The sequence below is a fragment of the Streptomyces sp. MMG1533 genome, from assembly GCF_001279775.1.
Classification (GTDB): domain Bacteria; phylum Actinomycetota; class Actinomycetes; order Streptomycetales; family Streptomycetaceae; genus Streptomyces.
Window position 1 is genome coordinate 1 of record NZ_LGDG01000028.1, and the last position, 21,637, is coordinate 21,637.

Here is a 21,637-nt window from a genome sequence, read left to right on the forward strand (position 1 = left end):
CAGCTCGGCGCGCATCAACAGCGCCATCACGCCACCGATGCAGAAGAACGCGAACGACGTGACCAGGTACAGCGTGCCGATCGTCTTGTGGTCAGTGGTCGTCAGCCACTTGAGGTGTCTCATGCCCCGCCTGTGTCCGCGCCCTGCCCGGAGGTCACACTCGACGGGAGCGACGAACGTCACGAAAGACGGGTGTGACGATCACGAAGGTGCCGGACACGAACGGAACATGAGCAACGACGAGAACTTCGCCGCTGCCTATCGCGAGCACTACTGGGCGGTCAGCCGCTACGTCGCGCGGCGGTTGGACGGGCGTGCAGGCGAGGTGGAGGAAGTGGTGGCGGAGGTGTTCACGGTCGCCTGGCGCCGCCGGGCCGACCTGCCGGCGTCCCCGCTGCCCTGGCTGTACGGAGTGGCACGCAACTGCCTGGCCAACGCGGTACGCGGCCACGGGCGCCGTCGCCGGCTCGTCGACCGGCTCGGCAACGACGACACCGCGCACGGGCGGTACATCGCGGCAGGCCCCGACGCCGAGACACCGGGCGGCTGGGTGCACGACGCGCTCGCGCGGCTCTCCCCGGCCGACCAGGAGGTGCTGCGTCTGACGGCGTGGGAGGAACTCGGCGTCGACGAGGTCGCCGTGGCCCTCGGCTGCGGCAGACGGGCCGCCTCGATGCGGCTGCACCGGGCCCGTCGGCGGCTGAGAGCCGAGATCGACCGCATCCACCCCGCGATCGCCGCCGACGCACACGCGTCGAACCCGTCGAAGGAACACGGCCATGGCTGACGAACTGGAACTCCTGCGCCGCGCCAACCCGGTCCGGGCCGACGCTCCCCACTTCGGCGACGGCCCCCTGGACCACCATGCCGAGCGGCACCTCAACCGGCTGCTGCACGAGCAGACCCCCGGCTCCTGGAGCCGCGCCCGGCTGGCCTGGGGCCTCGTCGCCACGGCCGTCGTCGCCGCCCTCGCGCTGACCCTCGTACTCGGCGGCCCGAACACGCCCCCCGCGGTCGCGGCCCCCCGCGCGCTGGTCGTGCGGGCCGACTCCACTCCCGTACCCCTGCAGCGCATCGTCGAGCGTGCCGAGCAGGATGCGGCCGACGGTTCGCCGAGGCTGCGCAAGGGCACGCACGTCCTGTCGTGGAGCATGGGCATGTCCGAGGACAAACCCCCGGTCACACTCGCCGAAGAGCGCATCGTGCGCTGGAAGGCCGACGACAGCCACACGGAACTGGTCGTGGCGACCGACCCGAGGCATCCCGGTCGCCCGGTCCTGTCCGACGAGGACGGCGAGCCCCGCCCGGTCGAGGACGGCCACGTCATCAGCAGGCAGACCTTCGGGCCGAGCTGGAGCGACGCGCCGCCCGAGGCGCAGCCGCCGCACGACCCGACGCGGCTGCGCGCCTATCTGCAGGAGGCGCAGTACAGCGACACACCGCTGACCACGCCCCAACTCCTTGACGCGGTAGGTGTGTTGCTGGACCACTGGACCCTCGGCGCCCGCGAGAACGCGGCGCTCGCCCGGCTCCTCGGGGACACCGAGGGGCTGCGGCCGGCCGGTCAGGTGACCGACCGTCTCGGCCGGCGCGGCCAGGCGTACGTGTACGACGCGCCTGGCGCCCGCCGGATGCTGATCATGGATCCGGCCACCGGCGCCGTCCTCGGGCTGGAGGCGACCTTCACGGTCGACGAGCCCGAGTACGGCGTCAGGGCGGGCGACGTCATGGAGTACAGCTCCTGGATGCGCTGATCACACCCCGAGTTGCCGGGCGGCGGCGGTCACGGTCTGCTCCAGCAGTGTGGCGATCGTCATCGGGCCGACGCCGCCCGGCACCGGCGTGATCAGCGAGGCCCGTTCCGCGGCGGAGTCGAAGTCGACGTCGCCGACGTTCCCTGCGTTGTACCCGGCGTCGATCACCACGGCGCCGGGCTTGATGTCCTGGCCTCCGATCAGCCGGGGCCGGCCGACGGCGGCGACCACGATGTCCGCCTCGCGGACGGCCGTGGACAGGTCCCGGGTGCGGGAGTGGCAGTAGGTGACGGTCGCGTCGCGGGCGAGGAGCAGCATGCCGACCGGCTTGCCGAGGATCGCGCTGCGGCCCACGACCACCGCACGCCTGCCCGCCGGGTCGACGTCGTACTCGTCGAGCAGCCGCATGATCCCGCCGGGCGTGCAGGACACGAAGCCCGGCAGGCCGAAGCTCATCGTCGCGAAGGAGGCGAAGGTGACGCCGTCGACGTCCTTCTCGGGCGCGATCGCCTCGAACGCGGCGCGCTCGTCGATGTGGGCTCCCACCGGATGCTGGAGCAGGATGCCGTGCACACCGGGGTCGTCCGACAGGGCCCGCAGCGTGCCGACCAGTTCCTCGGTGGTCGTGGCGGCGGGCAGCGCCACGTGCCGCGACTCGATGCCGGCCTTGCGGCAGCGGTTCTGCTTCATCCGGACGTACGTGACGGACGCGGGGTCCTCCCCGACCAGCACCGTCGCCAGGCAGGGCGCCCGCCCCGTGCGCTCGGTGAGGCCGGCCGCCCGCTTGGCGGTGTCCTCCAGGGTGCGCCGGGCGAGCGCGGTGCCGTCCATGAGCCGGGCCTGAGACATGATCCACTCCTGAGCTGATTCGACGGGATCGCCCAGGCGCACGGCATTCGATTCTGCGGGCCGCTCCCCGGTGGTGCTCCACCTCAGCGCCAGTCACGGCCCGCCACCAGCGTAACCTCCTGCTCCTTACGGCTCGTCCCAGGCCTGGACCATGGTCTGCTCGACGATCTTCCCGTCCCGCAGCGACACCATCGAGTCGGCGAGGACGCGCACCCCGTCCGGGTACTCGCAGGACTCGCTGAAGGCGAGCTGGTCGCCCTGGACGATGCACCGTTCCAGCTTGTGCGTCATCTCGCGGCTTGAGAGTTCGTCGAACATCTCGGCGATCTCGGTACGGCCGTGCAGGACCTTGGGATGGCTGGGCTGGGTGTTGCGGTCCACTATCCGGATCTCGGCGTCGTCCGCGTAGAGCGACACTAGAGTCTCCGCGATCGGTCCTTCGATGCCCAGGCGCAACGTTTCGGTGTCGAAGCCGGAGCCTGCCGCTGTGGCCATGATGAACCTCCTTCTAAGGCCGCGGCCCGGCGAGGAGCGGGCCGCTGAGGCCTCTCCCTTCGAGACTCCTCTGCTCCGGCGGGCTCGGCAAGCGCAGTCCGCGCGCCCCGCCTGACCTGTGGCGGCGTCGGGCGCACGTGTCCGCCAAGGCCCCCTGGGCGTTGTTGAGAGCATGAGCTCAACATGGCCGCGCTCAACCGCGTCGACGAGCTGAACGGGCTGAACGAGCTGCACCGGGTCACCGACCTCGTGGCCCCGGCACCGGCCTGCTGCCCGCTCTCCAGGCCGACCGTTCCCGCCTGCTCCCCGAAGCCGTCCGGAGATCCGGGCGGCCCTCGACGCATGCCCGGGTCTCATCTCGCGGACGCCGTATCCAGGAAGTGGAAGCCGGGCTCGGGGTGCATCAGGAAGGCGTGGTGCGAGATGTTCCACGCATAGGCGCCCGCCAGTGAGAACACCACCCGGTCACCCGCCCTCAGCCCCGGCGCGGGCACCTGTCGGGCCAGCACGTCCTTCGGCGTGCACAGTTGTCCGGCCACGGTGATCCGCTCGCCCTCCGCAGCCGGACGTGGCCAGGGGTGCGGCCAGGTGTCCACCGGCAGTACCGAACACGGCTGGTCGTGGCCCTTCGTCGCCGGGGTCCGCAGATGGTGGGTGCCGCCCCGGACGACGGCGAACTCCTCGCCGTGGCTGCGCTTCACGTCCAGCACCTCGGTGGCGTACCAGCCGCAGTACGCCGTCAACGCCCGCCCCGGCTCGATGCGCAGGGTGAGCTCCGGGTGCGCCTCGGTCAGCCGGGCGAGACCGTTCCCGTACGCGGCCCAGTCGAAGCGGCGCTCCGGGTGGGTGTAGTCGACGGTCATGCCGCCGCCGACGTTCACCTCGGCCGGGGGCACACCGAGGGCCGTCACCCACGAGACGACGGTCTCGGCCACCGACAGCTGCTCGGCCGCCTGCAGGCCGCTCGCCAAGTGGGCGTGGATGCCCCGCAGTTCGAGGTGCGGGTAGGTGCCGTCGGCGAGTGCGTGGACCACCGCCTCGGCCCGCACCGGATCCATGCCGAAGGGCGTCGGTCGGCCGCCCATGGCCAGCGCACTGCCCGCCAACGACCCGTCGGTCACCGGCAGGTTGACGCGGGGCAGGACCGCCACCCGCCGCCTCGGCGCGATCCGCCGCGCCAACTCGGCCAGCATGCGCAGCTCGTACTCGCTCTCGACATGGAAGCGCTCGACTCCGTGTTCCAGGGCGGCCGTCACCTCGTCCGGCGTCTTTCCGGGACCGCCGAAAGCGAGCGGCCGTCCCGGTACCGCCTTGGCGACATGGGCGAGTTCGCCGCCCGAGGACACCTCGTAGCCGTCGACGTACGGGCCGAGCGCGGCGAGGATCTCCGGCTCGGGGTTGGCCTTGGCGGCGTAGTACAGCTCGACCCGCTCCGGGAGCGCGTCCCGCACGGCGGTGGCGTGCGTGCGCAGGGCCGCCAAGTCGTAGACGTAGGCGGGCAGTTCTGTGGAGGGCAGGGCGAGGATGCGGTCGCGGACCGCGGGCGTCGGGTCGGTCATCGGGTGCTCCCGGTCGTGTCGCGCAGGATGTCCTTGGCGAGAGGGGACGACAGCCGGACGTATCCGGCCTCGCGGTCGGCCTTGCGCTCCCAGCGGGTCAGCAGATTGGCCTTCGCGGGCAGCGGCACCCCCGCGAGCAGGGCGGCCAGGCGGGGCGGACAGCCGCTCCGGTCGGCGTAGGACCGCAGGGCTTCCCGCACCCGGCACCACAGTGCGGCCTCCGCCTGCGGGTGCAGGTCGGCGAGGGCGGCGAGCAGCTCGGCGGCATGGTTGACGAGCAGGCAGTACACGACCCGGTCCCAGCCGCGCTGCGCGTCGTACGTCAGCGGGCCCGCCACCTCGGGCGGCAGCGCGGCGAGCGTGTCCGCGTGGTGCTCGGGGACGAGCTTGGTGCCCTCCAGGTCGCGGAAGAGGACCTGGGCGGGCATGCCGTCGCCGTCGATGCAGATGAGGACGTTCTGGAGGTGCGGCTCCAGGACCAGGCCGTGGTCGAAGTAGGCGGCCAGGACCGGCGGCAGAAGCAGGTCGAGGTACGCCGACCACCAGTCGAGGGCCCGCTGCTCGTCCGCGCCCCCGAGGAGGCGGGAGATGTGCGCGGCACCGGTCGGGTACTCGTCGGCCACGGCGGCGGCGAGCAGGGGAGTGGTGCCGGGCGCGAGCCGGCGCGGCAGCCCTTCGCGGACGATGACGCCGAAGCCCTCCAGCAGCGCGCGGTCCGGTGTCCCGTCGGGGCCGGGCAGGGCGAGGGTGCGGTAGGCGGGCTCGCGGAGCACGGCGCTGCCGGGGAAGCGCTCGGCGAGGTCGGCGAGGGCCGGGGCCAGGGCGCGGGTGAGGGCGATCGCGCCGGACAGCTCGTAACTGCTGTTCTTGCGCAGGCAGTTGGTGATCCGCACGTTGAGGCTGAACTTCAGGAAGGTCTCGCCGTCGTACAGGGTGCGCACGGAAGCGGTGGCGGCGAAGGGCCGTCCGCCGGGTCCGAGGTCGAGGATGTCGCCGGCGGCGAGGGCCGCGCGCAGTGCAGGGTGCTCGCCGAGCGTCTCGTACTGCCACGGGTGGGCGGGCAGCAGCCGGTAGCCGTCCGGGACGTCCTCGCGCTGCCGGTCCAGCGGGGCGACGGCGGCAGGGTCGGCGAGCTCCTCGGCGATCAGGTGGCTGCGGACCGCGAGGTGCCGCAGCGGGAAGGCGGCGCCCGCCTCCGGCGCGTATGCGGACCAGGCGCGCGGGTCGCCGGTGCGGGCCTTCGGCGTGGGGTGGAAGCGGTGCCCGAACATCAGCGACTGTTCGGAGGCGAGGTAGACCGAGAGGCGGTCGTCCGGGGCCCGGTCGGTTCGTACGGTGGTCAGGGCGGTCGTGACCCCCGCGTGGCTGGAGGTGATCTGCTCCAGGAACTCCTCGTTGCGCACGCCGGTGCGCAGCCACAGCTCGTCGTGCGTGTACTCGGCCAGACGCCGCCAGTCCACCTCCCTCCAGCCGCCCTCGCGCTGCTCGGACACCGGACCGGTGAACCGGTGTGCGCCGAGCAGCGAGGTGCGGCGCAGGGCGACGCGCAGCAGGACCCCGCGGCGCGGCAGCCGCAGCAGCAGCCGGCCGTCGGTGACGACGGACTGGTGCTCGGGGCCGGAGACCTCGCGCAGCAGACAGTTGAGGAGGGTGTGGGCCACCACCTCGTCGGCGGTGGGCAGTTCGGCGGGGGAGAGCGCGGCCCCTTTGGGTTTGGGCTCGAACGAAGTCGAGAGCTTGGGGGCGCTCCCGGGCGAGTGGGTCAGCGAGGGCATCAGCGGCTCCAGCGGGTGCGGAACTTCAGCGGGGGGACGGTGATCGCGAGGACGGTGACGGCGGCAGCGGCACCGCCGGTCGGCACGGGTGCGGCCGGACGGAAGCGGGCACTTCCCGCCGCCGGGGCCACGCCGGCGGCGACCGCGCCGGCCTTGGAGAAGAACTCCAGCGCACCGAACGGCCCGCCGGGCGCCCGCCCCCGGGCACAGTCGGCGGCCGGCACCCGGAGGCAGACCAGTCGGAGGGCGAGCCCGGCGCCCGGCAGCAGCCGTACGGCGATCAGTGCGGGCGGGGAACCGGCGACGCCGTGTCCGCCGAGGCCGACCGCGACACCGACGAAGCCGAGGGCGATCCCGGCGCGGGGCCGGTTCCGGGACGTGGAGTGCACCGTCGGCGCCGACACCGGACAGCACAGGTGGGGCACGGCGACGAGGCCCTCGGACAGGAGTGGTGACGTGCCGGGGTGCCGCCCCGCCACGGCCTGCACCCGGCCCCGGCCGAACGCGGAGCGGGGCAGCTTCAGGGCCTCGGCGCTCATGCCGAACCCCGGCCGGTCAGCAGGTAGTTGGGGCCGGTGGTGTAGTGCTTGTTGATGTCGGCGGCGCCCGACCGTTCCTTGGACAGCAGTGTCCCGGCCGTGACCATCGCCTTCACCGGCAGCGCCGGTGCGTCCAGGACCAGGGCGCGCAGCGCCGCCCCGGCCTCCCCGCCGAGCCGGTCGACCGCCTCCGTCAACCGCTCCCGCACCAGCGCCAGCAGCGCGGGCAGCGGGGCGCGACCCTGCCGGGCGAGCCCGAACGCGTAGGCGCCCGCGCACAGATGGACGGTGATGGTGGCGAACAGGTCGGCGACCGGCCCGTCGCCCCGGACGAAGGTCCGCATGTCGTCGAAGCCCCACGGCCCGGGGAGTACGGCGTCCAGCCGCTCGGTGTTGACGCGGGGCCCGTCGTTGTCCTTGAACAGCAGCCGCACACTGCCCGGTCGCAGCACCAGTGAGACGTTCTGCTGGTGCGACTCCAGGGCGATCCCGTACCCGAAGAGCGTGGTCTGCCAGTCGAAGAGCAGCGTCAGACAGGCATCGAGGAGAGCAAGAGGGTCCCCGTCGTGGAAACGGTCGGCGAGGTGCTCGATGACGGCCCGTCCGTCTGGGGCCTCCGCGAGGAGTGCCGCCATCGGTACGACCACGGAGTCGTCGAGCCCGGCCGGGTGACGCCGGCACAGGACGGCGAGCAGCTCGTGCCCGGCGTGCGCGTAGGTCGTCTCGTCGGCGTGCAGGACCGTGTCCCGGAAACGGGGTTCACGGGCGATCACCGCCTCCAGCAGCCGCTGCCCCGCCGCGCCGTCCACGAGCGTCCCGGGCTTGACGGACCGCTTGTTGCGCAGGCCCAACGTGGCGGTGGCCAAGGGGAGTTTGAGGTGCAGGGCCGGGTCCGCAGCCGTCGCCACGGTACGCATCGACAGGGTCGGCACGACTTCGAGGTGGGCCCGGTCGGCGAGCACGGCGCTGCCCGCGAGGCCGGTTGCCCGCAGCGCCTCGTCGAGAGGGGCACCGAGCGTCAACGGGTGGACCGGCAACGCCACATGCGTGCGCTGCAACTCCGGCAGACCGAGCACCGCCGGGGAGGGCCACAACGCCGGAAGCGCGCCTGTCAGGGTGACCGCGTCCCGGGGCACGGCGAGCCAGCGCAACGCGAACCGAGGATGGAACTCGGGTGCGTAGGCGCGCAGTTGGTCGCCGGTGAGTCCCGAACGTCCGCGTGCCGTCGGGTAGACGGGATGATCGAGCCGGGCGGCGAGTGTGTCGTACGCCAGGCCGGCGGTCAGGCCGGTCCAGCGTGCCGGGTCGTGGCCGTGCCGGGCGGTCAGCAGCCCGGCCGGCTCCGACCGCGTGGCCGCGTGCAGCCGCATCGTGGCCAGCGTCTGGCGGCACTCCTCGGCGAACGCGTCGAAGCCGCCCCGGTCCTCGGGCTCGGCGAGCGCACACAGTGCGCCGAGCACGCTGTCGCATGAGGTCAGCTCGGCGCCGTCGGACTCGCGCACGAGGTGCGGCAGCCGCGCGGCGTACACGCACTGGTAACCGTCCTCGGTGACCGGCAGCAGCAGGGCGTCGCCTTCCGGCGCCGGCAGCCGCAGCCAGTCGCCGTCCGGCCGGGGTACGACGGTGCTTCGGGTGCGCAGCCCGACCACGTCCTCGCGCAGGAGGGCGCTCAGCACGCGCGTGAGCAGTTCCGGCGCACAGGCGTCCGTGGCGGCCGGCGCGGTCACGGCTGAATCTCCCAGCGCCGGGCGGCCAGGAACTCGGCCGAGACGCGGTCCACCGTCGACTGGTCCGTGCCGCAAGCCCGCAGCACGCCGAGGTAATCGCGGTTGGTGCGGTACAGCGCGTGCCGCTCGCCCACCGACCGCAGTGGACGGTACGTCAGATGGACGCCGTCGACGGTGAGTTCGGTGGCGGCCGGAGCGCCGACGAGGGTTCCGGCACGGTCGGCGCACGGGTACTCCAGGCACGCGGCCCCGTCACGGCGGGCGCCCAGGCCGGCCGGGAGCGGCTCGCCCAGGTGGGTGCGCAGGATGTGCTCGAAGAGCGGTATGTCCAGCAGCCGGGCCAGCAGCAGGTCGCACTGGTCGCCGATGGCACGGTAGTTGACCTCGATGATCCGTGCCCGGCCCGCATGCACCACGAACTCGGTGTGGCAGGCGCCGAACCCGACGCCCAGCGCGTCCAGTTGCTCCAGGACCTGTGCGACGACCGGCTCGGGATGGGCCGGGACGAAGGTGAGCCTCTCCTCGATGAAGTACGGGGGCGGCGACAGCTCGGTGTGGAAACCGCCCAGGACATGGCGGGCGGTGCCGTCGCCGAGGGTCTCCAGGGTGTACAGCTCGCCGGGGAGGTACTCCTCGACGACCAGTACGGCACCCGGGCGCCGGTCCAGGATCTCCTTCGAGCAGGTGACCAGTTCCTCGGAGTTCTCGACGAGGACGACGTCCTCGCTGGCCACGCCCTCGCGCGGCTTGACCACACAGGGGTACGGGGCGTCGAGCGCGGCGGGTTCGGTGAGCTCGGCCGACCACACCCCGTCCACGCCGTCCACGCCGTCCACGCCGGCCGCGGCGAGTCGGCGGCGCATCTCGGCCTTGTCCTTGGTGCGCAGGGCGGCCCGCCAGTCCTTGCCGGGCAGGCCGAAGTAGGCGGCTGCCAGGGCGGCCTGGGTCTGGAGGTGGTCGCTGTTGGTGAAGACGGCGTCGGGACGGTGATGCGTGGAGATCCGGGTGATCACGGCCCGGAAGTCGCGGACGTCGCACTCCAGGATCGCGACGTCCGGATACGTGGCCCGGTGCGCGTCGGGCTGGTCGGTGAGGACGGTGACGTCCAGGCCCAGGCGGGCGGCGGCGGGCAGAAAGCCCTCGGTGACGGAGTCGGTCGGATTGAGGGCGAGCAGGTACAGGCGCATGACTCTGAGACAACTTCCACTAGCGGGTGGGGGGTTGACGCGGCCGCACGCGCGGTGCGGCCCGCACCGAGAACAGCGGGAGTTGCCTACTTCACCGGGATCTCCACGCCGGTCGCCTTCGCCACGTCCATGCGTATCTGCTCCGCGGCCTGCACGACGAGGCCCGGTGCCGGCGCGCCGGGTCGCTGTCGGGTCGGCCCCTGGACGTGCTGTGGCCGGTGCTGCCGACCCTGCTGCTGGGTCTGGTGGTCGGTTTTCAAGTGACTGCGGCATCCCTGTGACGTGCGGGTTTTGTGATCACGCGGGAGAACCCCCTTGATCACTGCCCTGTGATCTTACAGGTAAGGTAAGCCTTGCCTGTCTGACTTCCCGCCCGATTTCCCTGCTCTGGAGCGCCGATGTCCGTGGCCCTGAAGACCTCGCCGGACGGTGCCGTCACCCATGCCCTGGCCGACGTCTACGGGCGACTGGCCGGCGTCTGCGAAGCGCTCACCGTGCGGATCGCGGAGCCGGGCGACGGAGCGGCTCAAGTGGGCGTGACGGCAGAACAACTGACGTCGGATCAAGGCAAGCTCGACGCCTTCGTCGATGCCGAGGCCGCCCGGATCGAGGGCCGCTACGGGATGGTCCCGCGACGCCATGTCGCCGCCTCCCGCGCCCTGCACGACTACGCCTGGTCCGTCGGGCTGCTGATGGGCGGCGTCTGGTATCTCGAACGGCGCGTGCCCCGGATCCGGCCTGAGGACCTCCGGCTGGACCTCGCCTCCGGCACCTACGTGATCACCCCGGGCGCCGAACTCGCCTGCCTCGCCGGCGACCCGGTGGCCGCGCTGCCCGGTGTGCTGACGCTCCCTCAGGAGCAGCAGCTGCGGGCCGCGTTGAGGATGGCCGTCGCCGATCACATGCGTCCATTGCTGGCCGCGATCGGCCCGACCGTACGACGCGGCGCGCGCACTCTGTGGGGCATGGTCTCCGACGACCTCGTCTCCGGGATCTGGTACCTCGGCCGGATGCTCGGCCAGGAGGGTGATGCCCTGCGGGCCGCCACCGACGTCCTGCCGGCCCCCGTGGCGCCGTACCCCTCCGGCGCCGACTTCCGCCACCTGGTGGGCGACGACGGCCGACGGCACGTCACGCGCACCCGCGCCGGCTGCTGCATGTTCTACGCGATCCGGCCGGCCGAGGCCTGCGTGACCTGCCCCCGCACCTGCGACGCCGAGCGGCTGCGGAGGCTGGAGGGCTGAGCGCCCTCAGGCGTCACCCGGCCGTCGCCAGGAACTGCGTGGCGGCCAGCTCCGCGTACAGCGGGTCGGCGGCGACCAGTTCACGATGGGTGCCCACCGCCCGCACCCGCCCGGCGTCCATCACGACGATCCGGTCCGCCATCGTCACCGTGGACAACCGGTGCGCGACCACCAGCACCGTCGTCGTACGGGCGACATCCGCGACGGTGTCGCGCAGCGCCGCCTCGTTCACCGCGTCCAGCTGCGAGGTGGCCTCGTCCAGGAGGAGCAGCCGGGGGCGGCGCAACAGGGCACGGGCGATGGCGACGCGCTGGCGCTCGCCGCCCGACAGCTTGGTGCCGCGATGCCCGACCAGCGTGTCGAGGCCCTTGGGCAGCTTGGCCACCAGACCGTCGAGGCGGGTCGTCTTCAGCACCCTGGTGAGCGCGTCCTCGCCCGCCTCCGGGTTGCCCAGCAGCAGGTTGTCCCGCAGCGAACCCGACAGCACCGGTGCGTCCTGCTCGACATAGCCGATCGCGGACCGCAGCCGGGGCAGCTCCCAGTCCACGACGTCCCGCCCGTCGAGCGTGATCAGCCCGGACTCCGGGTCGTAGAACCGCTCTATGAGGGAGAAGACGGTGGTCTTGCCCGCGCCGGACGGGCCGACGAACGCCGTCATGCCCTGGGCGGGCACCTCGAAGGTCACGCCGTGGTGGACGTACGGCAGGTCCTCGGCGTACCGGAAACGGACACCCGCGAAGGCGACGGCCGCGGGCTCGGCGCCGGGGGAGGGCAACGGCGCGGGCAGGTCCGCCGGTTCGGCCGGCAACCGCAGCGCTTCCTGGATCCGGGCGAGGGCCGCGGCACCCGTCTGGTACTGGGTGATCGCGCCGACGACCTGCTGGATCGGCGACATGAGATAGAAGACGTACAGCAGGAACGCGACCAGTGTGCCCACGTCGATCGCATCGGTCGCCACCCGCGCCCCGCCCACCGCGAGCACCGTGATGAACGCGATCTGCATGGCCAGCCCCGCCGTGTTGCCCGCCGCCGCCGACCACTTGGCGGCCCGCACGCTCTGCCGCCACGATTCCTCGGCGGCCGCGTGCAGCGTCCGCTCCTCGCGGTGTTCGGCGCCGGACGCCTTCACCGTGCGCAGCGCGCCGAGGATCCGCTCCAGCGAGGCGCCCATCACGCCGACCGCGTCCTGTGCCCGCCGGCTGGCCCGGTTGATGCGCGGCACGATCACGCCGAGGACCGTGCCCGCGCCCAGGATCACGGCCAGTGTGACGCCCAGCAGTACCGGATCCACCAGCCCCATCATGACCACCGTCGCGACGAGCGTGAGCCCGCCCGTGCCGAGGCCGACGAGCGAGTCGGTGGTGACCTCACGCAGCAGGGTGGTGTCCGAGGTTATGCGGGCCATCAGGTCGCCCGGCTCGGTCCGGTCGACGGCCGTGATGCGCAGCCGCAGCAGATACGACGACAGGGCGCGCCGCGCGCCGAGCACCACCGACTCCGCGGTGCGCCGCAGCACGTACGAACCCAGCGCGCCCAGCGCCGCGTTGGCGACCACCAGTCCCGACATGGCGATCAACGCCCCGGTGATCGTCCGGTCGTGCGACAGGTCGTCGATCAACTCCCGTGCCACCAGCGGCAGCAGCAGTCCGGTGGCCCCGGTGACGAGCGAGAGCAGGGCGCCCGCCAGCAGGGACCACCGGTGCGGTCGTACGTAACCGAGGAGCAGCCGCCACGCGGGCGGGCCGGACTCGGTCTCTGCGATGCTCACGGCGCTCCTCGGAAGTCGGGCGGAGCACTCAGGCTACGTCGGCTCCCTCCCGCGGGGCGGGCCGGTCGCGTGCCACGCAGACCACGGGCGCGTGGTCGCCTCCGCCGGGCAGACAGCCGTGGTGCTCGCGGTGGGCGCCACGCTCGACCCGGTGTTCCGCGCCACCTCGGGCCTCGACCTCGTCGTGCTCTACGCGTCCACCGCCCGCCTCTTCGACGAGGCCGCACTGCGCACGGCCGTCCTGGCCGCCGCGCACGCCGACGTCGTCCTCGTCGGACCGGTCCTCCCCGGCACCTCTGCCCGACAGGTCGCCGACACCCTGGTGCACGTCCCGCACCGGCGGCCGGCCATCGGTGGAGCGGACGGCCGGGGGCGAGGAGAGGCTCGCCCGGGCCGTGCGGGACTTCCTGCGGTGACCGGGCGGTGGACGGCTCGGGATGCCGTCCCGTTACTGATCAGTCACGCGTAGGGTCGGGGCAGGGACAGACACGAGCCGATGGAAGGGGCCGGCACCATGGCGCAGGAAGTACGCGGCGTGATCGCACCGGGCAAGGACGAGCCGGTGCGATTGGAGACGATCGTGGTGCCGGATCCCGGTCCCGGTGAGGCCGTGGTGCAGGTGCAGGCCTGCGGGGTGTGTCACACCGACCTGCATTACAAGCAGGGCGGCATCAGCGACGACTTCCCCTTCCTGCTCGGCCACGAGGCGGCGGGCGTCGTCGAGTCGGTGGGCGCGGGGGTGACCGATGTCGCCCCCGGCGACTTCGTGATCCTCAACTGGCGTGCGGTGTGCGGGCGTTGCCGGGCCTGTCTGCGCGGGCAGCCCTGGTACTGCTTCGACACCCACAACGCCGAGCAGAAGATGACCCTCGCCTCGACCGGCCAGGAACTGTCCCCGGCCCTGGGCATCGGCGCGTTCGCCGAGAAGACCCTGGTGGCCGCCGGGCAGTGCACGAAGGTGGACCCGTCGGTCTCGGCGCAGGTCGCCGGTCTGCTCGGCTGCGGGGTCATGGCCGGAATCGGTGCCGCGATCAACACCGGGCAGGTCGGCCGTGGGGACACGGTCGCCGTCATCGGCTGCGGCGGCGTCGGGGACGCGGCGATCGCCGGAGCGAACCTGGCGGGCGCGGCGAAGATCATCGCGGTCGACATCGACGACCGCAAACTGGAGACTGCCCGCTCCATGGGCGCCACCCACACGGTCAACTCCCGCGAGACCGATCCGGTGGAGGCGATCCGCGAGCTGACCGGCGGTTTCGGTGCAGACGTGGTCATCGAGGCGGTCGGCCGCCCGGAAACCTACAAGCAGGCGTTCTACGCCCGCGACCTGGCCGGCACGGTGGTCCTGGTCGGCGTACCCACCCCGGAGATGAAGCTGGAACTGCCGCTCCTCGACGTCTTCGGGCGGGGCGGCGCTCTGAAGTCCTCCTGGTACGGAGACTGCCTGCCCTCCCGTGACTTCCCGATGCTGATCGACCTGCACCTCCAGGGCCGCCTGGACCTGGGCGCGTTCGTGACCGAGACCATCCAGCTCGACGAGGTGGAGAAGGCGTTCGAGCGCATGCACCACGGTGACGTCCTGCGCTCGGTGGTGGTGCTGTGATGACCGCGCGCATCGAACGCCTCGTCACCTCCGGACAGTTCACGCTCGACGGCGGCACCTGGGACGTCGACAACAACGTGTGGATCGTCGGCGACGACCACGAGGCCGTGGTCATCGACGCCGCCCACGACGCCGACGCCATCCTGGCGGCCGTCGGTGACCGCCGCCTGACGGCCATCGTGTGCACCCACGCCCACAACGACCACATCGACGCCGCGCCCGCCCTCGCGGACCGTACCGGTGCCACGATCTGGCTGCACCCCGACGACCTGCCGCTGTGGAAGCAGACCCACCCGGACCGGGACCCCGACGCCTGGCTGCAGGACGGCCAGGTCATCGGGGCCGCCGGCGCTGATCTGCGGGTCCTGCACACCCCGGGGCACGCGCCCGGCGCGGTCTGCCTGTACGACCCGGACCTCGCCACCGTCTTCACCGGCGACACCCTCTTCCAGGGCGGCCCCGGCGCCACCGGCCGCTCCTACTCCCACTTCCCGACGATCATCGACTCGATCCGCGACCGCCTGCTGGCGCTCCCGCCCGAGACGAAGGTCTTCACCGGTCACGGCGACCCGACGACCATCGGCGCCGAGGCCCCGCACCTTCAGGAGTGGATCGCCCGGGGCCACTGACCCACCGCGGGCCGCCTGCAGCACACCGCCGCAGCGCCCACCCGACGCCGAAGCCGAAGCGGTCGAAGCGCCCCCGGCACATGGAGCCCGCGCGGGTCGGCAGGACCACCAGCGGCGGTTACTCTTCGCTGGTGACCAGCGCATCGGTGAGCCGTCGACGAGCGCTGGCGGCCGGGCTCGGCGTGGTCGCGGCGGCGGTGCCGGCCGGGTGCACGCAGGACGTGGGGCCGGTACGGCGGCTGCGGTTCGCGACAGGGCCCGAGGGAGGGCCGTACAACGCCTTCGGCACGGCCCTGGCGAAGGCCGTCGCCGGGAGCGGGAGCCGGCTGGCGATCGTTCCGGTGGGCACCGCGGCCAGTGTGGACAATCTGCGGAGGCTTCAGGACGGCTCGGTGGAACTGGCCCTGGCCATGGCGGACGCGGCACAGGACGCGGTGCTGGGACGAGAGCCGTTCTCCCGGCCCAGCGCCGCGGTGACGGCGCTCGCCCGGGTCTACGTCAACTACACGCACCTCGTCGTACCGGCGGAGGGGCCGGTGCGCTCGCTGAGCGATCTCGCCGGGCGGCCGGTCGCCGCGGGTGCCGCGGGATCGGGCGTGCAGGTGGTGGCCGGGCGGTTGCTGCGGGCGGCCGGGCTGACCGGCGAACGGGCGGTGACGGAGCGGCGGCTCGGACTCGCCGCGTCGGTGACGGCGCTGCGCGAGGGCACCGTGGACGCGCTGATCTGGTCGGGCGGGGTGCCGACGCCCGCGCTGTCGACGCTCGCAGGTGAACTGCCGCTGCGGTTCGTGCCGTTGGAGGGCCAGGTGAGCGCACTGCGCGAGCGGTACGGCCCGGTCTACACGGCCGTCACGATTCCCGCCGGGGCGTACGGCCTGACGGAGCCGGTGGGCACCATCGGGGTCGGCAACTATCTGATGGCCCGTGCCGACGTGCCGGAGGGTGCGGTGCGCGAGGTGCTCCAGGTGGTGTTCGACCGGTGGCGCGTGCTGCTGCGGGAGGTGACGGCGGGCGCCCGGCTGGAGCCCCGGTTCGCCATCTCCACCGCCGAGGTGCCGCTGCACCCCGGCGCCGTGGCGTACTACCGGTCGGTGTACGACTGAGCAGCCGTGCGGCGGGGCGGGCGTGCGGCGGAGCGGGCGTGCAGGCGCGCTCAGCAGGACGGCAGCCGGAGCTCCACGGCAAGGCCGTGCGGGGCGTTGCCACTCACGCCGAGCCGGCCGCCGCTGAGCCGGGCGAGTTCGTCGGCGATGGCCAGGCCGAGCCCGCTGCCGGGAACGTTCTGATGTTCGGGCGCCCGGGCGAACCGCCGTAGCAGCAAGGGCAGTTGCTCCTCGGGCACCCCGGGTCCGTCGTCGGCGACCCGTACGGCCGCCTCGCCGTCCCGGAGCACGGCGCGCACCTCGACATGGCCGCCGGAGGGCACGAACTTGGCCGCGTTGTCGAGGAGCGCGTCGAGGATCCGGCCCACCGCGTCAGGCAGGGCTCGTGCCCGCAGGTCGTCCTGGACGGCGGAGGCGGCCAGCTCCACCCCGGCCTTTCGGAATACCGGGGTCCAGGCCACGACCCGTTCGCGTACCGCCTGCGACACGTCCTGCTCGGCCGGTTCCGCGCTGCCGGATTCCACGCGGGCCAGCGCGAGGAGTCCGTCGAGCAGTTCCTCCAGGCGTTCGGCCTCGTCCAGGGCGCGGGCGTGCTCGGTCCGGCCGAGGCCGGGTGAGAGGTGCGGTTCGACGTTCTCCAGTTGCAGCACGAGGGTGGCCAGCGGGTTGCGCAGCTGGTGGGAGGCGTCGGCGACGAAGTCGCGCTGGCGGCCGATGGAGTCGGCCATGGCCTCGGCCATGGTGTTGAAGTGCTGCCGCAGGCTACGCAGCTCCGGCGGACCGGTGTCGGAGACGGCCCGTGTCGTCAGGCTTCCGGAGGCAAGGCCCTCCACGGCCCGGTCCAGGTCGCGGACCGGGCGCATCAGCCACCGGGTGATGCCCACGGCGACCAGGGCCGCGGCCGAGAAGGCGGCGAGCGCGCCGGCCGCGATGAGGGACCAACGTACGGTCACGTCGTGGCGGGCGGCCTCGGTGGGGACGGTCAGCAGTACCGCCCCGCTCACCCGCTCGTCCCGCCCGACGGGCTCGGCCAGCACCACCGTGTCCGGTCCCCATGGACGGATGGTGGGCAGGCGCTCGGTGGAACGGCCGGTCAGGGCACGCTGCAGGGACTCGTCCGCCGCCGGGTCGGAGGACGAGGAGGTGCTCGGTCCCGCCCGGGCTACCGCACGTCCCGTCGTGTCGACCACGGTCACCCGGGCTCCGTACAGCTCGGCGTAGCGACGGATCTCGGTGGACAGCTCGGTACGGTCGGCGTCGGTGCGCATCCGGTCGGCGAGCTCGGCGAACCGGACCGCCTCGGAGCGCCGCTGGAGGAGCAGGTGCTCGGTGCGCCCGTCGGCGTAGGAGCCGGCGAGGGGCAGGGAGAGCAGCAGCGTCGCGGCTCCCATGAGCACCATGAGCACGGTGAGGAGTCTGCGTCTCATCGCTCGCCGCGCGCCTGTGGGGAGCCGAGCTGGTAGCCGAAGCCGTGGACGGTGCGGACCAGGTCGGACCGACCGGTCTTGGCGCGGATGCCGGCCACATGGACGTCCAGGGAACGGGAGGCGGCGAGGAAGGCGTCGCCCCAGATCCGGTACAGGATCTCCTCGCGGGAGTGCACCTGTTCCGGGCGGGCGGCCAGGAAGGCCAGAACGTCGAACTCGCGCCGGGTGAGCCGCACCGCGGTCCCGGCGACCGTGACCGCGCGGCCCACGACGTCGATCTCCACGTCGCCGGCCCGGACGGCAACCTCCTCGCCCTCCGCACGCACCGACGGCGTGCCCGTCCGGCGGCGCACGGTGTCGATCCGGGCCATCAGCTCGTTCATCCGGAACGGCTTGACCACGTAGTCGTCGGCGCCGGCGCGCAGTCCCTGCACGATGTCGCGCTCTTCGCAGCGGGCGGTGACCACGATCAGCGGCGCGTGACAGACGGTGCGCAGCCGCCGCAGCAGCTCAAGTCCGTCGAGGTCCGGCAGCCCGAGGTCGAGCAGCACGAACTCGGCCTCACGGATGTACCGCAGGGCGTCCATGGCCCGGCCGACCCGGCGGACGGTGTGCCCGCGCTGGGAGAGGGCCGTGCCGAGGGCCTGGGCCATGCGGTCGTCGTCCTCGACGAGAAGCGCGTGCATGGGAGTCCTTGAGCCGCAGTGACCAGGGCAGCAGCTTACGGAAGCGGCTCGCCCAGGTCACCGTGGGTTCCATCGTGGGTGCAGTCGTCGGTTCAGCGGACGGCTTCGACGGGAGCGGCTGCCGCACCCCGGGCGCCGTCGGCGTCCGCCTCGGTCTCGGCGCGGCTGAGCGCGGCATTGCGGGTGTCCGGCATCAGGACGTAGGCGATCAGGGAGACCAGGGCGCACCCGGACACGTACCAGAAGAACATGGTCTCGTGGCCGCTGTCCTTGAACCACAGCGCCACGTACTCCGCCGTCCCGCCGAACAGGGCGTTGGCGATCGCGTACGGCAGCGCCACGCCCAGGGCGCGCACCCGGGTCGGGAACAGCTCCGCTTTCACGGCCGCGTTGATCGACGTGTAGCCGGTGATCATCACCAGGGCGAGCAGGGAGAGGCCGAGCGCGCCCCAGTAGGAGGACGCCGATCCGAGCGCGGTCATGATGGGGTACGTGCCGACGGTGCAGCCGACCGCGAAGGTGATCAGCAGCGGGCGGCGGCCGATCCGGTCGGACAGCATCCCGGCGAGGGGCTGGAGCACGGCGAAGACGGTCAGCGCGGTGAAGCTCACCAGCGTGGCGGTGTTCTTCGCCATGCCCGCGCTGCCGACCAGGTACTTGGTGAGGTACGTGGTGTACGTGTAGTAGGCCACGGTGCCGCCGAGGGTGAGCGCCATGACCAGGCCCGCCTGGCGGCGGTGCTGCCACAGAACCTTCAGCGTGCCGCGCGAGCTGTCGTCGTGGCCCGTCGCACCACCGGTCTCCTCGGTGAACGCGTCGGTCTCCTCCAGCCGGCGCCGCAGCCAGAACACCACCAGCGCGAAGATCGCGCCGAACACGAACGGGATGCGCCAACCCCAGCTCTCCAACTGGGCGGTGGTCAGTGTGTGCTGCATCGTGATGAGGATGCCCAGGCCGAGGATCTGGCCGCAGGTCATCGACACGTACTGGAAGGACGAGCCGAGGCCGCGCCGGTTGCGGGCGGACGCCTCGACCAGGTACGTGGCGCTGGCCGCGTACTCCCCGCCGATGCTCATGCCCTGCAGCAGCCGCGCCAGCAGCAGCACCACGGCGCCGAAGTAGCCGGCCTGGCCGTAGGTGGGGGCGAGGGCGATCAGCAGGGCGGCCACCGACATCATGGTGACGGTGAGCGTGAGCGCGCTCTTGCGTCCGTGCCGGTCCGCGGCGCGGCCGAGAACCCAGCCGCCGACCGGCCGCATCAGGAATCCGACCGCGAAGATCCCCGCGGTGTTCATCAGCTGCGTGGTCGGGTTGTCGCCGGGGAAGAACGAGTCGGCGAAGTAGATCGCGAAGCTGGCGTAGACGAACCAGTCGTACCACTCGACGAGGTTGCCGAGCGATCCGCCGACCAGGGCGAGGCGGCGTTTCGCGCGGAGGTCTTCGGGCGGGGTTCCAGGCATGACGGCAGCGGAAGACATGGCGGCTCCAAAGGGAAGTCGTCTTTGACGGGAGACGGGAAGATGTCCCGATGCGGGGAGTGCGCATGAGCATGCGGGTGGCTGCCGAGCCCGTACAAGGTCCGGAATCCAGATCTAACATCCCGCTAAGAAAGGGCCCGGGCCGCACGCGGGGCCGAGCCGTCCGGCCGTGACGGATCCGGAGCACGCAGGGCCGGTTGTCGATGCCCGCGTCGTGGCGGGTGGCGAGTCGGTTGCCGATCCAGGCGTCAGAAAGGCTTCGCCGCCACGGCCACCGTAAAAGGCGACAGAAGATGTCCGGCTTACCCGTCACCCTGGAAGGGACATCGGGACGAGGCACGGGAGGCCGAACATGTCACAGCCGCTGGAAAGCAAGGTCGCGCTGGTGGCCGGGGCGACGAGGGGAGCCGGCCGGGGCATCGCCGTGGAGCTCGGAGCGGCCGGCGCCACCGTCTACGTCACCGGTCGCAGCACCCGCGTCCGGCGCTCGGAGTACGACCGGCCGGAGACCATCGAGGACACCGCCGACCTGGTCACCGAAGCCGGCGGTCACGGCATCGCCGTACCCACCGACCACCTCGATCCGGCACAGGTCCGCACGCTCGTCGACCGCATCGCGGAGGAGCAGGGCCGCCTCGATGTCCTCGTCAACGACGTCTGGGGCGGCGAGCACCTCTTCGCCTGGGACGCCCCCGTCTGGGAGCACGACCTGGACAAGGGCCTCAGGCTGCTCCGGCTCGCCGTCGAGACGCACGCGATCACCAGCCACCACGCCCTGCCCCTGCTCCTGCGCCGCCCCGGCGGCCTGGTCGTCGAGATGACCGACGGGACCGCCGAGTACAACCGCGACACCTACCGCAACAGCTTCTTCTACGACCTCGCCAAGACGTCCGTCCTGCGCATGGGCTTCGCCCTGGCCCGTGAACTCGGCCCGCGCGGCGCCACCGCCGTCGCCCTCACGCCCGGCTGGCTGCGGTCGGAGATGATGCTCGACAACTTCGGGGTGCGCGAGGACAACTGGCGCGACGCCACCGCCCGCGTCCCCCACTTCGCGATCTCCGAGACCCCCCGCTTCGTGGGCCGCGCCGTGGCCGCCCTCGCCGCCGACCCCGACGTGGCGCGCTGGAACGGCGAGTCCCTCTCCAGCGGCGGGCTGGCCCAGGTGTACGGCTTCACCGACCTCGACGGCAGCCGCCCGGACGCCTGGCGCTACCTCGTCGAGGTGCAGGACGCGGACAAGCCGGCGGACGTCACCGGCTACCGCTGAAGCGTGGTGCCACCCGAGGGCAGCGGCCAGCGCGCCGAGTGACCCGGCGGCAGCGCCAGGTCGTCCCGTACGGCCGCGTAGTAGCCCTCGCGTCCGGCGCGCTGCCGCTCCAGCAGGCCCTGCCACGCCTGCGGATCACGCGTCCCCTCGCGCAGGAACCGCTCCATCTCCATCACGGCGACCACCCACGCCCGGGCCCGCTCCACCACCTCGGGACTGCCCAGCAGGATCAGCGCCTCCCCGGACGGATCCCGGGCGGTCGTCGCCTCGGCCATCAGCGGTGCCGCCTCCTGCGGGGACAGCGGGTGGGGGTGCGGGTCGTTGCCGAGGTGGGCGGCGACCCGGTACGTCAGGGTGACGGACTTCTTCAACGTCCGTGCGTACTCGGCGTACACGGAGAGCTTGCGCTCCTCCCAACGGGCCGCCTGCTCACGCTGGAACCGGGCCCGGTCGCTGCGCACGACCGCGAAGTACGAGCCGAGCGCGCCGATCACGACACCGAAGAGGGCGGGGAGTTGCTGCAGGAACGCGGACATGGCCGCACGGT

21 protein-coding genes and 1 riboswitch are annotated in these 21,637 nt (G+C 72.6%); of the genes, 8 read left to right on the plus strand and 13 right to left on the minus strand.

Annotated elements, in window-relative coordinates:
* Window positions 1-229: 229 nt before the first annotated feature.
* Window positions 230-787, plus strand: a complete 558-nt coding sequence (locus ADK57_RS05750) for an RNA polymerase sigma factor (RefSeq protein ID WP_053748243.1) — start codon at window positions 230-232, stop codon at window positions 785-787.
* The gene (locus ADK57_RS05755) at window positions 780-1,754 is read left to right on the plus strand and encodes a CU044_5270 family protein (protein WP_053748244.1); all 975 of its coding nucleotides are present in this window, start codon (window positions 780-782) and stop codon (window positions 1,752-1,754) included. The genes ADK57_RS05750 and ADK57_RS05755 overlap by 8 nt, the downstream gene beginning before the upstream one ends.
* On the opposite strand, the gene ADK57_RS05760 is transcribed toward ADK57_RS05755, so the two are convergent.
* The 8 genes from ADK57_RS05760 to ADK57_RS49795 all read right to left on the minus strand — a co-directional run bounded on the left by ADK57_RS05760 (window position 1,755) and on the right by ADK57_RS49795 (window position 10,145).
* Window positions 1,755-2,603, minus strand: coding sequence for a bifunctional 5,10-methylenetetrahydrofolate dehydrogenase/5,10-methenyltetrahydrofolate cyclohydrolase (locus tag ADK57_RS05760; protein WP_053748245.1), 849 nt, complete (start codon window positions 2,601-2,603; stop codon window positions 1,755-1,757). It lies immediately after the preceding gene.
* A gap of 23 nt (window positions 2,604-2,626) precedes the next feature.
* Window positions 2,627-2,710, minus strand: a riboswitch (ZMP/ZTP riboswitch).
* A gap of 19 nt (window positions 2,711-2,729) precedes the next feature.
* Window positions 2,730-3,098 (minus strand): nuclear transport factor 2 family protein, encoded by a 369-nt coding sequence (locus ADK57_RS05765; RefSeq protein ID WP_053748246.1) that lies wholly within the window; start codon window positions 3,096-3,098, stop codon window positions 2,730-2,732.
* A gap of 353 nt (window positions 3,099-3,451) precedes the next feature.
* Window positions 3,452-4,657, minus strand: coding sequence for a type III PLP-dependent enzyme (locus tag ADK57_RS05770; protein ID WP_053748247.1), 1,206 nt, complete (start codon window positions 4,655-4,657; stop codon window positions 3,452-3,454).
* Window positions 4,654-6,432 (minus strand): IucA/IucC family protein, encoded by a 1,779-nt coding sequence (locus ADK57_RS05775; RefSeq protein WP_053748248.1) that lies wholly within the window; start codon window positions 6,430-6,432, stop codon window positions 4,654-4,656. The genes ADK57_RS05770 and ADK57_RS05775 overlap by 4 nt, the downstream gene beginning before the upstream one ends.
* Window positions 6,432-6,971, minus strand: a complete 540-nt coding sequence (locus tag ADK57_RS05780; RefSeq protein ID WP_199830486.1) for a hypothetical protein — start codon at window positions 6,969-6,971, stop codon at window positions 6,432-6,434. The genes ADK57_RS05775 and ADK57_RS05780 overlap by 1 nt, the downstream gene beginning before the upstream one ends.
* Entirely contained in the window at window positions 6,968-8,698 is a 1,731-nt protein-coding gene (locus tag ADK57_RS05785; RefSeq protein WP_078972973.1) for an IucA/IucC family protein, read from the minus strand. Before ADK57_RS05785 ends, ADK57_RS05780 begins: the two co-directional genes overlap by 4 nt.
* Complete coding sequence (locus ADK57_RS05790; RefSeq protein ID WP_053748249.1) at window positions 8,695-9,885, minus strand: ATP-grasp domain-containing protein; 1,191 nt, start codon at window positions 9,883-9,885, stop codon at window positions 8,695-8,697. Before ADK57_RS05790 ends, ADK57_RS05785 begins: the two co-directional genes overlap by 4 nt.
* A gap of 86 nt (window positions 9,886-9,971) precedes the next feature.
* Window positions 9,972-10,145, minus strand: coding sequence for a hypothetical protein (locus ADK57_RS49795; protein ID WP_159050016.1), 174 nt, complete (start codon window positions 10,143-10,145; stop codon window positions 9,972-9,974).
* A 138-nt stretch (window positions 10,146-10,283) separates the two neighbouring features.
* Between ADK57_RS49795 and ADK57_RS05795 the strand changes: the two genes are divergently transcribed.
* Window positions 10,284-11,129, plus strand: coding sequence for a (2Fe-2S)-binding protein (locus ADK57_RS05795; protein ID WP_053748250.1), 846 nt, complete (start codon window positions 10,284-10,286; stop codon window positions 11,127-11,129).
* A 13-nt stretch (window positions 11,130-11,142) separates the two neighbouring features.
* Here ADK57_RS05795 and ADK57_RS05800 read toward each other — a convergent pair whose 3' ends face one another.
* A complete protein-coding gene (locus tag ADK57_RS05800) occupies window positions 11,143-12,897 on the minus strand; it encodes an ABC transporter ATP-binding protein (protein WP_053748251.1) in 1,755 nt (584 codons plus the stop codon).
* Window positions 12,898-12,988: 91 nt separating this feature from the next.
* Here ADK57_RS05800 and ADK57_RS46970 point away from each other — a divergent pair, with 91 nt between their 5' ends.
* The 4 genes from ADK57_RS46970 to ADK57_RS05820 all read left to right on the plus strand — a co-directional run bounded on the left by ADK57_RS46970 (window position 12,989) and on the right by ADK57_RS05820 (window position 16,232).
* Window positions 12,989-13,366 (plus strand): hypothetical protein, encoded by a 378-nt coding sequence (locus tag ADK57_RS46970; protein WP_234389986.1) that lies wholly within the window; start codon window positions 12,989-12,991, stop codon window positions 13,364-13,366.
* Window positions 13,367-13,411: 45 nt separating this feature from the next.
* Window positions 13,412-14,500, plus strand: a complete 1,089-nt coding sequence (locus ADK57_RS05810) for an S-(hydroxymethyl)mycothiol dehydrogenase (protein ID WP_053748360.1) — start codon at window positions 13,412-13,414, stop codon at window positions 14,498-14,500.
* On the plus strand, window positions 14,500-15,129 hold the full coding sequence (locus ADK57_RS05815) for an MBL fold metallo-hydrolase (RefSeq protein WP_053748253.1): 630 nt from the start codon (window positions 14,500-14,502) through the stop codon (window positions 15,127-15,129). The genes ADK57_RS05810 and ADK57_RS05815 overlap by 1 nt, the downstream gene beginning before the upstream one ends.
* Before the next feature lie 131 nt (window positions 15,130-15,260).
* Window positions 15,261-16,232, plus strand: coding sequence for a TAXI family TRAP transporter solute-binding subunit (locus ADK57_RS05820; protein WP_234389988.1), 972 nt, complete (start codon window positions 15,261-15,263; stop codon window positions 16,230-16,232).
* A gap of 50 nt (window positions 16,233-16,282) precedes the next feature.
* On the opposite strand, the gene ADK57_RS05825 is transcribed toward ADK57_RS05820, so the two are convergent.
* The 3 genes from ADK57_RS05825 to ADK57_RS05835 all read right to left on the minus strand — a co-directional run bounded on the left by ADK57_RS05825 (window position 16,283) and on the right by ADK57_RS05835 (window position 19,805).
* On the minus strand, window positions 16,283-17,659 hold the full coding sequence (locus ADK57_RS05825; protein WP_053748254.1) for a sensor histidine kinase: 1,377 nt from the start codon (window positions 17,657-17,659) through the stop codon (window positions 16,283-16,285).
* Window positions 17,656-18,345, minus strand: a complete 690-nt coding sequence (locus ADK57_RS05830; protein ID WP_053748255.1) for a response regulator transcription factor — start codon at window positions 18,343-18,345, stop codon at window positions 17,656-17,658. The genes ADK57_RS05825 and ADK57_RS05830 overlap by 4 nt, the downstream gene beginning before the upstream one ends.
* Window positions 18,346-18,437: 92 nt before the next feature.
* Complete coding sequence (locus tag ADK57_RS05835; protein ID WP_053748362.1) at window positions 18,438-19,805, minus strand: MFS transporter; 1,368 nt, start codon at window positions 19,803-19,805, stop codon at window positions 18,438-18,440.
* 370 nt (window positions 19,806-20,175) lie between these two features.
* On the opposite strand from ADK57_RS05835, the gene ADK57_RS05840 reads away from it, so the two are divergent.
* Window positions 20,176-21,090 (plus strand): SDR family oxidoreductase, encoded by a 915-nt coding sequence (locus tag ADK57_RS05840; protein WP_053748256.1) that lies wholly within the window; start codon window positions 20,176-20,178, stop codon window positions 21,088-21,090.
* On the opposite strand, the gene ADK57_RS05845 is transcribed toward ADK57_RS05840, so the two are convergent.
* Window positions 21,081-21,626 (minus strand): hypothetical protein, encoded by a 546-nt coding sequence (locus ADK57_RS05845; RefSeq protein ID WP_053748257.1) that lies wholly within the window; start codon window positions 21,624-21,626, stop codon window positions 21,081-21,083. The two genes, ADK57_RS05840 and ADK57_RS05845, sit on opposite strands and share 10 nt — an antisense overlap.
* Window positions 21,627-21,637: the final 11 nt, after the last annotated feature.

Coding starts and splice junctions, on each gene's coding strand:
- ADK57_RS05845 (WP_053748257.1), bottom strand. CDS start 21,626: ATGTCCGCGTTCCTGCAGCAACTCCCCGCCCTCTTCGGTGTCGTGATC.
- ADK57_RS05780 (WP_199830486.1), bottom strand. CDS start 6,971: ATGAGCGCCGAGGCCCTGAAGCTGCCCCGCTCCGCGTTCGGCCGGGGC.
- ADK57_RS05815 (WP_053748253.1), top strand. CDS start 14,500: ATGACCGCGCGCATCGAACGCCTCGTCACCTCCGGACAGTTCACGCTC.
- ADK57_RS05760 (WP_053748245.1), bottom strand. CDS start 2,603: ATGTCTCAGGCCCGGCTCATGGACGGCACCGCGCTCGCCCGGCGCACC.
- ADK57_RS05810 (WP_053748360.1), top strand. CDS start 13,412: ATGGCGCAGGAAGTACGCGGCGTGATCGCACCGGGCAAGGACGAGCCG.
- ADK57_RS05775 (WP_053748248.1), bottom strand. CDS start 6,432: ATGCCCTCGCTGACCCACTCGCCCGGGAGCGCCCCCAAGCTCTCGACT.
- ADK57_RS05835 (WP_053748362.1), bottom strand. CDS start 19,805: ATGCCTGGAACCCCGCCCGAAGACCTCCGCGCGAAACGCCGCCTCGCC.
- ADK57_RS05795 (WP_053748250.1), top strand. CDS start 10,284: ATGTCCGTGGCCCTGAAGACCTCGCCGGACGGTGCCGTCACCCATGCC.
- ADK57_RS05790 (WP_053748249.1), bottom strand. CDS start 9,885: ATGCGCCTGTACCTGCTCGCCCTCAATCCGACCGACTCCGTCACCGAG.
- ADK57_RS05825 (WP_053748254.1), bottom strand. CDS start 17,659: ATGAGACGCAGACTCCTCACCGTGCTCATGGTGCTCATGGGAGCCGCG.
- ADK57_RS05830 (WP_053748255.1), bottom strand. CDS start 18,345: ATGCACGCGCTTCTCGTCGAGGACGACGACCGCATGGCCCAGGCCCTC.
- ADK57_RS05750 (WP_053748243.1), top strand. CDS start 230: ATGAGCAACGACGAGAACTTCGCCGCTGCCTATCGCGAGCACTACTGG.
- ADK57_RS05840 (WP_053748256.1), top strand. CDS start 20,176: ATGTCACAGCCGCTGGAAAGCAAGGTCGCGCTGGTGGCCGGGGCGACG.
- ADK57_RS05765 (WP_053748246.1), bottom strand. CDS start 3,098: ATGGCCACAGCGGCAGGCTCCGGCTTCGACACCGAAACGTTGCGCCTG.
- ADK57_RS05755 (WP_053748244.1), top strand. CDS start 780: ATGGCTGACGAACTGGAACTCCTGCGCCGCGCCAACCCGGTCCGGGCC.
- ADK57_RS05770 (WP_053748247.1), bottom strand. CDS start 4,657: ATGACCGACCCGACGCCCGCGGTCCGCGACCGCATCCTCGCCCTGCCC.